We start from the raw sequence: 14,412 nt of genomic DNA on the forward strand, positions 1-14,412 counted from the left end.
CAGACAGCAGGGAGACGCAATGTCAAACGTGAAGGGAATTTCAATGCGTTCAGCCAAGATCAGCAAAACCGCAGTGTCGTCGGATATTTGACTGTGGAAAGAATGGTACGGTTGGGGGGTCTCGAACCTCCGACCTCAGGTGCCACAAACCTGCGCTCTAACCAACTGAGCTACAACCGCACAAAACAAAGCTGACGAAACAAAGTCGCGCCGCGCTTTCCGGGTCAAATACGGGCAGTCCGGATTTTTTGCAAGCCATAACTTGCCCGTAGATGTGAAAAAACCGGGTAAACAATCACCCGGTTCTTTTTATCGTGCTGCGCGAACAAAGTCCGCGCCCGCAGAAATCAGTTCTTCTTGAAGCCGGAGATGGCCTTTTCGGCGGCATCCTTGCCAGGCTTGGTCACGGTTTCGGCAACTTTGCGGGTGGCTTCCTGCATCGACTTTGCCTGTTCCATGGCAAGCTCGGCCTGCTTGCGGATGAAGGCCGTCTGCAGTTCGAACAGTTCCGAAACCGACTTGACGCCGAGCAGCGCTTCCATGTGCGACAGCGAGTTTTCTGCATTGGTGCGCAGGGCGTCGATCGCCTTCAGGCCGAGTTCGACGGTGCCGGACTGCGCGCTTTCGATGGTCGCTTCAACAGTCTTCGTCGCATCTTCGGCGGCGGTCTTCATCTTGGAATAGGCTTCCTTGGACTGGGCAGCACCCTTTTCAGCGAAATCGCGGAAAGTTTCGGTGACCTTTGCCGGGTCGAACGAGGCAAGCGAAAAGACGTCGTCGGTTTTCTTGGTAGCCATGATCTGCGCTCCTTGGTTTCAGGCCCTCTCATGAGGCACCCGTTGTTCAGTGATGTCTATATAGGCGATTTCGTTGTGCATTGCAATATATTTGTGCAATGCAGCATTCATTAAAATCACCGACATTAACCTTGCGCGGCGAAAGGCCTGTGCGCCATGGTCAGCAAGCTGGACCCCTGCCCCCCCGGCGTCTATTAATAGACTGTTAACAATCCCGCCCCTATGGCGGTTGCGCAAACCAGGTCTGCCGATGCCCGCAAAATCGTATCCCTTTATCGACATCGCCGTTCATGAACGGGTGCGGGAGCATTTTGCCAGGGGCGATGCCGCCGTCCTGTTTTCGCCCGACATGAGCCAGGTGCTGTGGTCGAATGGCGAAGGTGCCTTCCTGTTCGGGCTGCCGTCGATCTACGATTTCATCGATAGCGGCGCCAACCGCAACGATGCCGCCTACCGCCAGATGGAGGCGGCTGCCCGTCAGCTGAAGCGCAGCGGCGACAGCCGGACATTCCTGATGCGGATCGCTTCCGGCTTCCAGCGCGCCTCGGTCAGCGCATCCGTCGAGATGATCACCGTGCGGCCTGGCGAGACGGCCATCCTCTTTGCAGCTCCTCGCGGCGGCAAACTGCTTGCCATTCAGGATCGTGCAGCACGGATGATCTCGGGCTTCGACGACCCGGACACGCATATGGCTGTGCTGGACGGCGACGGCGCCGTGCTGGCCGCCTCGCCGGGGTTCAGGGCTTTGGCCATGACACCGCAGACATGCCGCTCGCTGGTGACGGCTGTCAGCCGCGACAGCGACTGGCTGCTCAAGCGGCCGATCCCGACGGGCAAGGGCCATCTGCCGGCGGCAATCGGCAAGCTCTCCGAGCGCCCTGCCCTGCATCTGCTGTTTGCGGTCGAGACCATTTTGGGTAATCTCGATCCTGGAACGGATTTTCAGGAGATTGCAGATGCCGATGGTACGCCGGCCGTGCCAGAACCAGATGCAAGCCAGACCGCCGCTCCACTTCTGTCACCAGTCGCGCTGCCTGCCGATGTGATCGACGAGATCGGGCAGATCGAGGAAATCACGCCGGAAGACGATGGCTTCATCGATGCCGGTGATGACAGTGATTCAGCCGCAGAAACAGAGCAGCCTTCCGCTGAAGATACCGCGGCTCCTGCTGACCCTGTGACCGAAGAGGCAGCCCCGCATCTGCCGGCGCCATCTCAATCACAGCCGGAACACATCGTTTCTGAGACAGCCGGGCCGGAGGAGACGTCCGAAGCTCAGGTGCTTGACGAAGCCACCATTCTACCGGAAGCCGATGAAAAGGCGGCCGGCGAGATCGAGCGTGGCGAAACACCACCGGCAGAAACTCCGGAAGAGCCCGTCCAGGGCAGCGTTGCGCCGGATGAGACGATGGCGGCCCAGAGCGCGAGAGACACCGCGGATGGCGAAATCGCCGCGGATGGCGTGGCAGACGATGTTCCCCTCCCTCCTGCCGATAGCGCACCAGATGAAACCCTTGGAGAAGACGCTGGCGTAACCGGGCCTGTGCAGGGTTTCGTCTTCAACCCGAACAGCCGCGCCGTCCGCTTCGTCTGGAAGATTGATGCAGACGGGCGATTCAGCGAGATTTCCGAGGAATTCGCAACCGCCGTCGGGCCGAACGCGGCCGATATTACCGGCCAGAGCTTTAGCGATCTGGCGGACCGTTATAACCTTGATCCCGGCAATACGATCAGCGAGCTTTTGAAGCGGCGCGACACCTGGTCGGGCAAGACGATCTACTGGCCGGTTGAGGGTACGCGCCTGCAGGTACCGGTCGATCTTGCCGCCCTTCCGACCTATTCGCGCAACCGCGAATTCGACGGTTTCCGCGGCTTCGGCATCGTACGCGTGGCCGATACGATTAATGACGATCAGGCCATGGGCCTGACGTTCAGCCCGCCGGCTACTGCCGAAGAGACTGTTGCAGACGAAGTGGATGGCGCGGCGGAAGTTCTGCTGCCCGCAGATCACGACGTGGTGGCAGAAGCCCCGCACGAGGCGGAAGAACATGCCCCGTCAGCGGAGCATAGTGAGGCTCTGAGCGAACCGGCGGACAGCGCGGCATCCGAACCGGCCGCATCTGAGGAGGATAGCGCGAGCCAACCTGCCGAGCCGACCAACGAACCGGCGGCAGTTGACGACCAGGAAGACCCTTTCCGCGGCGAACGCCCGGCGCTGAAGCTCGTCGAGACAGCGGGACGCCGCATATCCGACAAGGTGGTCCAACTCGACAATCACCGCCCGGGCACCGAACCCTTGAGCCGCAGCGAACAGGCCGCCTTTCGCGAGATCGCCCGTCAACTCGGCGAGAATTTCGGCAAACGTCCGAACGAGGCTGTGGCTGCCACAGACGGGACGACCGTTCAAACGCCGGTACGCGAAGATGCTTCGCCGAACATCGAGGCGGCCGTCGAGGATGGCCGGAACGGAAGCGAGGATCGCGCAGGCGGCAACGAGATCGTCGAGCCGCCTGCCGAAGAGGTCCAGCCACCCGCTCCGATCGTGCCTGCCCGTACCAGCGGCAACAGCAGCCTGACGCCGGAAATCCTCGACAATCTTCCGCTCGCCCTTCTGGTCCATAGCGGCGACGACCTGTTTCACGCCAATTCCGAATTCCTGGCGCTCACGGGCTATTCCGATCTGGACGAGCTGCGCGAGGAAGGTGGGATCGACGCCCTTTTCGCTGGCGACGAGGATGACCTGTTCGACTTGCCGGATGGCACGATGATGCTGATCCGCAATGACGGCCAACTCGTGCCAGTCTCGGCACGGCTCCAGTCGATCCGCTGGGAGGACAAGAACGCGCTGATGATGGCGCTTTCGGCAACGCAGACGGCGGCTGCGCCTCTCGCTGCCGAAATCCAGCCGGCCGACGCAGCCGAAGAGCCTGCCGAAGTGCTGGAACTTCAGGCGCTCCGCATGGAAGCGGAAGAACTCCACTCCATTCTTGAGACGGCAACCGATGGCGTTGTCGTCGTCGGTGCCGAGGGTGAGATCCGCTCGGTCAACCGGTCAGCCAGCGCCCTGTTCAATTATGATGACGGCGAAGTCCGCGGCAAACCTTTTGCCATGCTGTTTGCCCATGAGAGCCAAAAGGCCGTGCTCGATTACCTCGCCGGGCTTTCCGGCCATGGCGTCGCCAGCGTGCTGAACGATGGCCGGGAAGTGATCGGCCGCGAAGCGTCCGGCGGCTTCATCCCGCTGTTCATGACCATGGGCCGCCTGTCCTCCTCCAATGGTTTCTGCGCCGTCATCCGCGACATCACGCAGTGGAAGCGGACGGAGGAAGAATTGCGCAACGCCAAGCGGGCCGCCGAAACCGCCAACGCCCACAAAAGCGATTTCCTCGCCCGCGTCAGCCACGAAATCCGCACGCCGCTCAACGCGATCATCGGCTTTTCCGACATGATGGCAAGCGAGCATTTCGGCCCGATCGGCAATCCACGTTACGTCGAATATGCCGGTGACATCGGCCGCTCCGGCCGTCATGTGCTCGATATCGTCAATGATCTGCTGGATATCTCGAAGATCGAAGCCGGCGAGATGGACCTCGACTTTACCGCCGTCGAGATCAACGATGCCGTCTCGGAAGCCGTGTCCCTGGTTCAGCCGCAGGCCAACAGCCAGCGGGTGATCATCCGCACCTCCCTGTCGGGATCGGTTCCGAACGTGGTTGCCGACAACCGTTCGATCAAGCAGATCGCGCTCAACATCCTGTCCAATGCCATCCGCTTCACCCCGTCCGGCGGCCAGATCGTCGTGTCGACCGCCTATGAGGCGAATGGCAGTGTCATCCTACGGATCCGCGACACCGGCGTCGGCATGACACGCACCGAGCTTGAGCAGGCCATGAAGCCGTTCCGCCAGGTGACCACCGGCGCCCGCAAGCGCGGCGACGGCACCGGCCTTGGGCTACCGCTGACCAAGGCGATGGCGGAGGCAAACCGCGCGCATTTCTCAATCAACTCGGCCCCCAACGAAGGCACGCTGGTGGAGATTTCCTTCCCGTCGCAGCGGGTGCTGGCGAACTAGCCAAGGAGGAATGGGAGACGGCGGCAGTCACGTGCCAGATGGTGGCGGTTGCCGGTTCTGCTCGCGCCAGGAGACGGGACTGAGGGACGTGACCCGCCGGAACTCGCGGTTGAAGTTCGATTTCGTCTGGAAGCCGCATTCGAACATGACGGCAGTCACCGGCATGCCGGTCTCGCGGAGCAGCCGGCAGGCCTCGGCAATTCGAAAATCATTGATGTACTGAGAGACGTTCTTGCCCGCGAGCCGGTTGACCGCGCCGGAAATCTGGCGGGCCGGGACGCCTGCGCGCCGGGCCAGCCGCGACAGGGTCAGGTTTTCGTCGCGTGATAATTTCTGATCCACCAGCAGACGATCGATCTTATCAAGGATGTCGCGGTCCTGTGCAACCAGAGACAGGAGGTGGTCGCCGCTCGGGACCGGCACGGGAGCCGCACGCTCACGGGCGGCGACAAGAGCGGTGACGCCCAGCAGGAACAACCCCAAAAGATTGGCATTGCCGATGAGCAGCGCCATATTCTTCCCCTTGCTCCACTCGAATTCCAGCAGGATTACCAGGTCGAACAAGGCTGAAAGGCAAAGCCAGGCAGCGGCCAAAAACAGGGCGCGATGCGCGGCAATAGCGCCTTCGAAGCGCGCATCGTCCAATCCGTCGGCACCGCCGCGGGCAAGATCCAGTAGCGCGAGCGCATATCCGACGAACAGAGCGATCAGGGCAATATCGATCAATTCGGGCGCCAGAAGCAGCAACGCGACCATCGCGAATGGCGGCGCAGCATGCATCCAGCTCATCCTGCCAGTTGCCGATCCCTCATGATGAACCAAACTGCGGAAACTTGCCCATACGAGAGGCGGTACAGCGCTCGGCAAGATTGGAAGGATGAATTGCAGCGTCTCGATGCCGTAGCCCCATCGCAAGCCGACAATAATCGACTGAACCGCACAGACGGCGACCAGAGCCAGGAATGGCCGGTTTCCCTTGGAAGGTTCCGTGCTGCGCAAGATCGCGGCCAGCAGGATGAGGAGCAGCAAGGCGACGACAAACGGCAGGGGCACGAAGATCAAGGGACGTCCTTTGCGTGGCATTCAATGCGTCAATGTTGGCCCATATCGCGATTCGAGACGACCTGGATCGTGATCTAGGAAGCGGTCAGGCCAAGCAACCGTGATCATGCGGATGTTCGACCAAACCAAGCGAGATCCTCATGAACCTTTTTCAAGCCTTTTGTTCCCTCATCCTTCCCATCACATTCGCCGTTCCCTGCCATGCAGCCGAAGTCGGCATGCGCCAAATCAGTGTAGCCGCGCCTGAGCGCGAGCGCGATCTTACCGTTACTGTCTGGTATCCTGCAGAGGCCGGCGGCGAGCCTGTCCTTGTCGGCGACAACAAGATCTTCAAGGGCGCACTCGCCTTTCGCGATGCGCCGCTCATCAAAAGGAACTTTCCGCTCGTAGTGATGTCGCATGGCTCGGGTGGCCGTATCGAAGCCATGACCTGGCTTGCGACCGAACTCGCCAAGGCAGGCTTTGTCGTTGCAGGCCCCAATCATCCCGGCACGACCAGCGGCGACTCGACCCCGGCCGACACGCCAAAACTCTGGGAGCGCACGCAGGACCTGTCCGCAGTGATCGACGCCCTCACGACGGACACGCATTGGAGCGGCGCTATCGACGCTGCCCGCATCGGGGTCGTCGGCTTCTCGCTTGGCGGGGCCACCGCCATGGAGATCGCAGGCGCCCGGGCCAGCCTGGATGCCTATGCGCGCTATTGCGACACCTACACGAAATGGGATTGCGCCTGGTTTTCAGGCGAAAAGGGCTATGTGAACGACGAGCCGGTCAAGGTCGATAAAGTCGATCTGCGGACCATCGACAAGGCCCGTTTCGACCAGTCAAACCTTGATCGCCGTGTTCAAGCCGCCGTTCTCGTCGATCCGGGCCTAGCGCAGGCTTATGAAGCGGAAAGCCTGAAAGAGATCGTGATCCCGATGAGCTTCATCAATCTGGGCAGCAGCGGCACGATCCCCGCAGCCGTGATCGCCGACCGGTTGGCGAAGCTGCCTCCACAAGGTTCCTACGCGACGGTGGCCGGCGCCGACCATTTCAGCTTCCTGCCGGAATGCAAGCCGGGTGGAGCGGAAAAGCTGGTGACGTTTGGCGAGGTCGATCCAATTTGCACCGATAGCGGCACCCGCTCGCGGGCGGATATCCATACCGAACTGACGGGGCTGATCCGAGAGGCCTTGCGGAAGACGCTCAAGGATCGCCCCTAACACGGCATCTGTACCGTCGAGCAACGAAAAAAAGAGGCAGCTTAAAAGCTGCCTCGATAAGTTGAATGCTAAAACAGGTGCTCGAGAGGTAATGACATCATGTCTGCGCTGGCATCTCTGCCAAAGCCAACCCCACATCGGGTGGCCTCAAGTTGAGATCAACATGCGCTGCCATTCGTAAACAAAACCTTTCCAGCTGACCCGCAAATTTTAAGTATCGGCCCGGAAGACCTAAGCTTTGGTTAATTCGGCGAACTTGAAATCGTTAACGCCGCCGCTCAATTTCCAAGCTCGGCGAGGTTGGCGTAGAGATCGAGCGCTTCCGGATTGGCCAGTGCTTCCTTGTTCTTGACGGGGCGGCCGTGCACGACTTCACGTACTGCAAGCTCGACGATCTTTCCGGATTTGGTCCGCGGAATATCGGTGACGGCGATGATCTTGGCCGGCACGTGTCGCGGCGAAGCTCCGCTGCGGATTCTGGCCTTGATCGCCTTGACCAGATCGTCGCTCAAGACGATCCCTTTCGCCAACCGAACGAACAGGATGACGCGCACGTCGTCGTCCCAGTCCTGGCCGATGCAGATAGCTTCCGCCACTTCGTCCATCTGCTCGACCTGATTGTAGATTTCGGCCGTGCCGATGCGCACCCCGCCCGGATTGAGCGTCGCGTCGGAGCGGCCATGAATGACGATGCCGCCATGTTCGGTCCACTCGGCAAAATCGCCGTGGCACCAGATATTGTCGAAGCGCTCGAAATAGGCAGCCTTGTACTTGGCGCCCTCCGGGTCGTTCCAGAACATCACCGGCATCGAGGGAAACGCTTTGGTGCAGACAAGTTCGCCCTTTTCCTGGCGCACCGGCTGGCCGTCATCATCCCAGACATCCATAGCGAGGCCCAGACCCGGCCCCTGGATTTCGCCACGCCAGACCGGCTTCAGCGGATTGCCGAGCACGAAGCAGGAGACGATATCCGTGCCGCCGGAAATCGACGCCAGCTGGACATCCGGCTTTATGCCTTCGTAGACGAAGGAGAAGCCTTCGGGCGACAGCGGCGAACCGGTCGAGGTCATCAGCCGCAGCGACGACAGATCATGGGTGGAGACCGGCGTGAACCCGCCCTTGCGCACGGCGTCGATATATTTTGCCGAGGTGCCGAAGATGGCGAACTGCTCGTCGCGGGCATAATCGAACAGCACGTTGCCATCGGGATGGAACGGCGAACCGTCGAACAGGCAGAGCGTTGCGCCGAGAGCCAGCCCGGAGACCAGCCAGTTCCACATCATCCACCCGCAGGTAGTAAAGTAGAACAGCTTTTCGCCCTCGCGCAGCCCGCAATGGAAACGATGCTCCTTGAGATGCTGCAGCAATGTGCCACCGGCCGAATGGACAATACATTTCGGAACGCCGGTCGTGCCGGAAGAGAAGAGAATATAGAGCGGATGCCCGAATGGCAGTGCAGCGAATTCAAGCTCGCCTGCAGTAAAGGGCTTGATGAAGCCAGCCAGTGTCCTGCCATTGTCGAGCGAAGCAGCGAGCGTTTCGGCATGACCGGCATAGGGGATGATCAGGGCAGGCACGCCGAGTTTCCGGGTAACCGCCTGGGCCTTCGCCGACACGTCCTGCAGCTTGCCGGCATACCAGTAGCCGTCACAGGCGATGAACAGTTTCGGCTCGATCTGGCCGAACCGGTCGAGCACGCCCTGCTCGCCGAAATCCGGAGAACAGGACGACCAGATGGCACCGATGGACGCCGTTGCCAGCATCAGCGCAATGGTTTCCGGCATGTTCGGCATCATCGCGGCGACGCGGTCACCCTTGCCGATACCCTCTGCCTTCAAGGCCTGCTGCAGTCTTGAGACCAGCGCCCGCAGTTCATCGAAGGACATGCGCGACTGCACCTTGTCCTCGCCCCGGAAAACCAGAGCATCACCGCTGCCGGTATGGCGCAGGAGATTTTCGGCGAAATTGAGCGTGGCGTCCGGAAAAAACCGCGCGTCGAGCATGACGTCGCCGTTGATCAAAACTCGTTCGCCGCGATTGCCGATGACGCCGCAATGGTCCCAGACCGCCGTCCAGAAGTCGGCACGCTCGGTGATCGACCACTGATGGAACCCATCATAGTCCGCAAAAGTCTTCGAAAAGCGTTGTCCGCACCAATCGATGAACGCCTTCATCGGCGTCTGTTCGATGAATTCTGCCGACGGTATCCACAGGGGCCGATCTGACTGCATTTTTTCCTCCGCTTCCCAAGCCAGCCTCTATATCATGCTGCGACGCAAGATAAACAGGCCGGGCAAATGAAGGCTGTGGCAGTTGCGACATTTCGCGTGTCAACCGTTTGATTTCCGAGCGATGAAAGCCTATCCAGAGGCCTTCAAAACGATTGAAAGTGCCCCGGACGGCCATGAGGCAATTCTTCACCATCGCTAGCAGAAAAATCGGATGGAAAGAGTTCTTTCTATCGCGAACCATCGCCTGGCTGCTTGTCGGTGCGGTTATCCTCACCGCCCTTTTCAAGATCGCCCTGCCGCTGTTCGTCTCCACCGCCAGCGTCAAAACGAACATGGAGAATGTTCTGTCGTCATGGACGGGCGCGCGGGCAAATATTGTGGGCGACCCGCAGATCAGCTTCTGGCCGCATCCGGTCCTGACGCTGCGCAATGTCACTTTCGAAGGCGGCGATGCGGCCGCCCCGGAACTGCTGGCGAAGGCTGACGCGATTGCCGCCGGTTTCGACATTCTCGCTGCCCTGCGCGGCACGCCCCTCTTTTACGACTTTCATCTGGTCAATCCGGTTTTCAAGGTGGAACGCCGGCTCGACGGAACGTTCAACTGGCGCCGTGCCGGCTGGATGGCTGATGCGATCGCCGATGCCTCGGGCAAGACGCCGTCGCCCGCCCGCAACACGCCGCTCGGCGATATCGAAATCATCAACGGCACACTCGAATTGACAGATCGTGTCACGTCCAGCGCCCATCGCGTCACGGCGATAACCGGTGCCGTGCAATGGCGGACGCCGACCGCGCGACTGAATGCCAGCCTTTCAGCTGTGATGAACGGCCAGCCTGTTCAATGGTCCATCACCTGCGACGAACCGCTGATGCTGCTATCGGGCCAGAACGGCACACTCCAGACGGCGTTCAGCTCCATACCGCTCACCTTCAGTTTCGACGGCAACGGCAATATTTCAAACCACCCCTTCGCCATCGGCCAGCTTCAGCTCAAAGCAAGATCGACCAGCACGCTGGAAGCCTGGTTCAAAGGCCAGCCATTGCCACCCGCTGGCACCGGTGCCATTGCCGTCAATACCAGCGTGACGATGTCGGCGCAGGCCTGGAAAATGGACAATCTTTCGCTGTCCCTTGATGAATCCAACGCTACCGGCGTTCTTGGCATCGCCTGGAACGAGACGCGCGGGCCACGCATCGATGGAACGTTGGCCTTCGATCAGCTTGACCTGGCGCAGATTATTTCGTCCGCACAATCCGGCTCTGTACTCCCCCTCGACAGGACGCTACTCCAACAGTTCAACCTTGATCTCCGCCTGTCGGCGCAGGAGGTCAGCTATGACACGGCCGCCCTGACGGATGTTGCCGCCGGCGTCATGGTGGAAAATGGCCGCGCGTCCATCGATGTCGGCGACGGCACTTTTGCCGGAGGCACGATCAGCGGCCGCATCGTTTTGGCCAACGGTGGCACCGAAGGTGGTCAGATGCAATTCGCCCTGAAGAATGCCGACCTCGCCCCCGTTGCGGCCAGCCTTGGACTGACAGGGCCGCTGCCGCTGGGCCGAGGTATTCTGAGTGTCGATCTATCCGCCGACCGTCCCTTGCAGACACTGACCAAAGACGGCATTTCCGGCGAAATTCACTACTCAGCAAACAATGGCACCGTGGTGAATTTCGATCTGCCGGAGTTTGAGCGTCTTGCCGCGCAGGGCCGCGCCTTCAGCATCAGCCACGCCACCAATGGCTCCTTCCCCTTTATGACAGCGGATATCGCCGCGACCTTGCGCAAGGGCGTTGTCGAACTGACGAGCGCGGATATCACGGGCGAAGGCCGGACGCTGTCGCTTGCCGGGACCATTCCCGTCAGCAGTGGAACGCTTGCGCTGGTCGGCGGCGTCCGGGCTGGCGATGACCCAACGCCTGCGACGCGTTTCTTTGTCGATGGCTCCTGGCCGAACCCACTCATTTCACCGCTGCCTGCGATTATCACACAGCCATGACCGGCGCAGATCGGTAAGCCATTCGCGGCATTTATGAGATCACCAGCGAGCAAACGTGCGCGCAAATATCCTTGCACTGTATTCCTGCCGCACGAGAGAGAATGCGAACGCGGCTGACGCGCCCGCTGTCTTCCCCTCAGTGTGCGAAAGCGGCCTGCTCGTCCTTGACACGCTGGATTTCCCGGCGGCGGGAAACCACCGAGGCGATCAGCACACCCATCGCGACAATGCCGATCAGGATGGTGCAGACAGCGTTGATTTCCGGCGTCACGCCCAACCGCACCTGACTGTAGATCCGCATCGGCAGCGTGGTGGCGCCGGGGCCGGAGGTGAAGCTGGAAATCACCAGATCGTCCAGCGACAGCGTGAAAGCGAGCACCCAACCGGAAAACACGGCCGGCGCGATCACCGGCAGGGTCACCTGCAGGAAGGTTGCGACCGGCGTGGCGCCGAGATCCATCGCCGCCTCCTCGATCGAACGGTCGAAGCTCAGAAGCCGGGATTGCACGACGACGGCGACAAAGCACATGGTGAAAGTGATATGCGCCAATGTCAGCGTCCAGAAGCCGCGATCAAAGCCGATGGCAACGAACAGAAGCAGCATCGACAGGCCGGTGATGACTTCCGGCATGACGAGGGGCGCGTAGATCATTCCGGAAAACAGCATGCGGCCGCGAAAGCGCGTGTAGCGCGTCATGGCAAGTGCCGCCATCGTACCGAGAACCGTTGCCACCGTTGCCGAGATCAGGCCGACCCGGACGGTCACCCAGGCGGCATCGAGAAGCGCCTGATTGTGGAGCAACTGCACATACCACTTGGTCGAGAAGCCCGCCCAGACGGTGACCAGTTTGGATTCGTTGAAAGAGAAGATCACCAGCAGAACGATCGGCAGATAGAGGAAAGCGAAGCCGATGACGATCGAGGCGATGTTGAAACGGGACCAGCGCTGCATGACTATCTCCCCTCGCTATCGGCTTTGGATTGCGCGTGCTGGAAGAACATGATCGGCACCACGAGGATGAGCAGGAGGATGGTTGCAACAGCAGCCGACACCGGCCAGTCGCGGTTGGCATTGAACTCGTTCCACAAGGTCTTGCCAATCATCAACGTTTCGGAGCCACCGAGCAGATCGGGGATGACGAATTCGCCGACGGCCGGAATGAAGACCAGCATGCAGCCGGCGACAACGCCGGGCATCGACAAAGGAAACGTCACGCGCCAGAACGCCCGGATCGGCGTGCAGCCGAGATCCTGGGCAGCCTCCGTCAGGCTGTGATCCATCTTTTCCAGCGACGAATAGATCGGCAGCACCATGAACGGCAGGTAGGAATAAACGATACCGATATAGATCGCCCAGTTGGTGTTGAGGATGATCAGCGGCTGATCGATCACCCCGAGCGTCAGGAGCAGTTGGTTGAGCAGCCCTTCCGGCTTCAGGATGGCGATCCAGGCGTAAACGCGAATCAGAAAGCTTGTCCAGAACGGCAGGATGACCAGCATCAGCAGCGTCGGGCGAATGGTGTTGGGCGCCTGCGCCATGCCGTAGGCGACCGGATAGGCGATCAACAGGGTCAGGAATGTTGAAACCAAAGCAATCCAGAGGCTGGATATATAGGCCTTGGCATACAGCGCGTCTTCGGTCAGCCAGATATAGTTATCGATCGAAAACTGCTTGATGTTATCGATAATGCCGCCAATGCCGGATGCGAGATCGAAAACCGGCAGATAGGGCGGCATCGCCACGGCGGTTTCCGACAATGAAATGCGGATGACGATGAAAAACGGTATCAGGAAGAAGAATAGCAACCAGGCATAGGGGATGATGATCACCAGCCGGTTGAACAAAGCCGATCCGAGTTTTGCCATGGCCTCAATCCTTCAGCACGACGCCGGCATTTTCATCGAACGATATCCAGACCTCCTGGTCATAGCCGATCGGATCCTCGACCGCGCGAACGGCGTTCAGCGAGGATGCCTTGATGACCTTGCCGTCCTTTAGCTTGACGTGGAACACCGTCATGTCACCGAGATAGCCAATATCCCAGATTTCCCCCTGGACGGCATTGAGGGGGGCACAGGCGGGCCGGTCGCGGCCGACGCGAATCTTCTCCGGACGCACGGCAAAACCGGCATTGGCGCCGACTGCGGGTAGTTCGGCGGAGGCGACGCGGACGGTAAAACCACTTTGCGTGGCGATCTCGACAGTGCCGTTACCGGCGGATGAGACCGTGCCGTCGAAAATGTTCACGTCACCGATGAAATCGGCGACAAAACGGGAGTTGGGCGCTTCGTAGATTTCCGGCGGGGTTGCGACCTGCACCACCTTGCCATGTGCCATGACGGCGATGCGGTCGGCCATGGTCATCGCCTCTTCCTGGTCGTGGGTGACGACGACAAAAGTCAGGCCGAGTTCCTGCTGCAGGTCCATCAGTTCGAACTGGGTTTCCTCGCGCAGCTTCTTGTCGAGCGCGCCGAGCGGCTCATCCAGCAGCAGCACCTTGGGGCGCTTGGCCAACGAACGGGCGAGCGCCACGCGCTGGCGCTGACCACCCGAAAGCTGGTGCGGCTTGCGCTTGGCAAACTTGTCGAGCTTCACCAGCTTCAGCATCTGATCGACGCGGGCGGCGATATCGGCCTTCGGCATGCCGTCCTGCTTGAGGCCGAAGGCAATGTTGTTTTCCACCGTCATATGCGGAAACAGCGCGTAGGACTGGAACATCATGTTGACCGGCCGCTTGTAGGGCGGGATGCCCGCGAGGCTCTGTCCATCAAGGATGATTTCACCCGACGTCGGTTGCTCGAAGCCGGCCAGCATGCGCAGCAGCGTGGACTTGCCGCAACCGGATGCGCCGAGCAGTGCGAAGAATTCGCGCGGGTAGATGTTGAGCGAGAGATCATCGACCGCGGTGAAGTCGCCGAATTTCTTGGTGACGTTCTTGACGGCGATGAACGGTACGGATTTCGGATCGGCCCAGGGAGCAAAGGAGCGCCGGATACTGCCAAGTGACTTCATCATCTATCCCCAAATGACATGCACAAACGGCG

The 14,412-nt window shown here is 60.3% G+C and carries 9 protein-coding genes and 1 tRNA gene; 3 read left to right on the forward strand and 7 right to left on the reverse strand.

Annotation, left to right across the window (positions count from 1 at the left end):
- Positions 1 to 103 precede the first annotated feature (103 nt).
- Together ASD36_RS03285 and ASD36_RS03290 are read right to left on the reverse strand one after the other, a co-directional pair.
- Positions 104 to 180 (reverse strand) — tRNA-His (locus tag ASD36_RS03285).
- A 167-nt stretch (positions 181 to 347) separates the two neighbouring features.
- On the reverse strand, positions 348 to 797 hold the full coding sequence (locus tag ASD36_RS03290; RefSeq protein ID WP_037105817.1) for a phasin: 450 nt from the start codon (positions 795 to 797) through the stop codon (positions 348 to 350).
- Between the two features lie 250 nt (positions 798 to 1,047).
- Here ASD36_RS03290 and ASD36_RS03300 point away from each other — a divergent pair, with 250 nt between their 5' ends.
- Positions 1,048 to 4,869 (forward strand): PAS domain S-box protein, encoded by a 3,822-nt coding sequence (locus ASD36_RS03300; RefSeq protein ID WP_060504688.1) that lies wholly within the window; start codon positions 1,048 to 1,050, stop codon positions 4,867 to 4,869.
- A gap of 27 nt (positions 4,870 to 4,896) precedes the next feature.
- Here the strand turns inward: ASD36_RS03300 and ASD36_RS03305 are convergent, their stop codons facing one another.
- Entirely contained in the window at positions 4,897 to 5,922 is a 1,026-nt protein-coding gene (locus ASD36_RS03305) for an AraC family transcriptional regulator (protein ID WP_347360121.1), read from the reverse strand.
- A gap of 149 nt (positions 5,923 to 6,071) precedes the next feature.
- On the opposite strand from ASD36_RS03305, the gene ASD36_RS03310 reads away from it, so the two are divergent.
- A complete protein-coding gene (locus ASD36_RS03310) occupies positions 6,072 to 7,139 on the forward strand; it encodes an alpha/beta fold hydrolase (protein WP_060504686.1) in 1,068 nt (355 codons plus the stop codon).
- A 278-nt stretch (positions 7,140 to 7,417) separates the two neighbouring features.
- On the opposite strand, the gene ASD36_RS03315 is transcribed toward ASD36_RS03310, so the two are convergent.
- Positions 7,418 to 9,370 carry an acetoacetate--CoA ligase gene (locus tag ASD36_RS03315; protein ID WP_060504685.1) on the reverse strand — a complete coding sequence of 651 codons (1,953 nt, stop codon included), beginning with the start codon at positions 9,368 to 9,370 and terminating at the stop codon, positions 7,418 to 7,420.
- A 173-nt stretch (positions 9,371 to 9,543) separates the two neighbouring features.
- Between ASD36_RS03315 and ASD36_RS03320 the strand changes: the two genes are divergently transcribed.
- Positions 9,544 to 11,367 (forward strand): AsmA family protein, encoded by a 1,824-nt coding sequence (locus ASD36_RS03320; protein WP_060504684.1) that lies wholly within the window; start codon positions 9,544 to 9,546, stop codon positions 11,365 to 11,367.
- 136 nt (positions 11,368 to 11,503) lie between these two features.
- On the opposite strand, the gene ASD36_RS03325 is transcribed toward ASD36_RS03320, so the two are convergent.
- The 3 genes from ASD36_RS03325 to ASD36_RS03335 are packed head-to-tail and all read right to left on the reverse strand — an operon-like array spanning position 11,504 to position 14,380.
- Positions 11,504 to 12,319 (reverse strand): ABC transporter permease subunit, encoded by an 816-nt coding sequence (locus ASD36_RS03325; protein WP_060504683.1) that lies wholly within the window; start codon positions 12,317 to 12,319, stop codon positions 11,504 to 11,506.
- Between the two features lie 2 nt (positions 12,320 to 12,321).
- On the reverse strand, positions 12,322 to 13,233 hold the full coding sequence (locus tag ASD36_RS03330; protein WP_060504682.1) for an ABC transporter permease subunit: 912 nt from the start codon (positions 13,231 to 13,233) through the stop codon (positions 12,322 to 12,324).
- Positions 13,234 to 13,237: 4 nt separating this feature from the next.
- Entirely contained in the window at positions 13,238 to 14,380 is a 1,143-nt protein-coding gene (locus ASD36_RS03335) for an ABC transporter ATP-binding protein (protein ID WP_060504877.1), read from the reverse strand.
- Between the last annotated feature and the right edge of the window lie 32 nt (positions 14,381 to 14,412).

It is taken from the genome of Rhizobium sp. Root1334, from assembly GCF_001426665.1.
Classification (GTDB): Bacteria; Pseudomonadota; Alphaproteobacteria; order Rhizobiales; family Rhizobiaceae; genus Pararhizobium.

Excerpts from the sequence above, each read along its gene's own strand:
- ASD36_RS03320 (WP_060504684.1), top strand. The coding sequence starts at position 9,544 with ATGAGGCAATTCTTCACCATCGCTAGCAGAAAAATCGGATGGAAAGAG.
- ASD36_RS03315 (WP_060504685.1), bottom strand. The coding sequence starts at position 9,370 with ATGCAGTCAGATCGGCCCCTGTGGATACCGTCGGCAGAATTCATCGAA.
- ASD36_RS03300 (WP_060504688.1), top strand. The coding sequence starts at position 1,048 with ATGCCCGCAAAATCGTATCCCTTTATCGACATCGCCGTTCATGAACGG.
- ASD36_RS03325 (WP_060504683.1), bottom strand. The coding sequence starts at position 12,319 with ATGCAGCGCTGGTCCCGTTTCAACATCGCCTCGATCGTCATCGGCTTC.
- ASD36_RS03335 (WP_060504877.1), bottom strand. The coding sequence starts at position 14,380 with ATGAAGTCACTTGGCAGTATCCGGCGCTCCTTTGCTCCCTGGGCCGAT.
- ASD36_RS03330 (WP_060504682.1), bottom strand. The coding sequence starts at position 13,233 with ATGGCAAAACTCGGATCGGCTTTGTTCAACCGGCTGGTGATCATCATC.
- ASD36_RS03310 (WP_060504686.1), top strand. The coding sequence starts at position 6,072 with ATGAACCTTTTTCAAGCCTTTTGTTCCCTCATCCTTCCCATCACATTC.
- ASD36_RS03290 (WP_037105817.1), bottom strand. The coding sequence starts at position 797 with ATGGCTACCAAGAAAACCGACGACGTCTTTTCGCTTGCCTCGTTCGAC.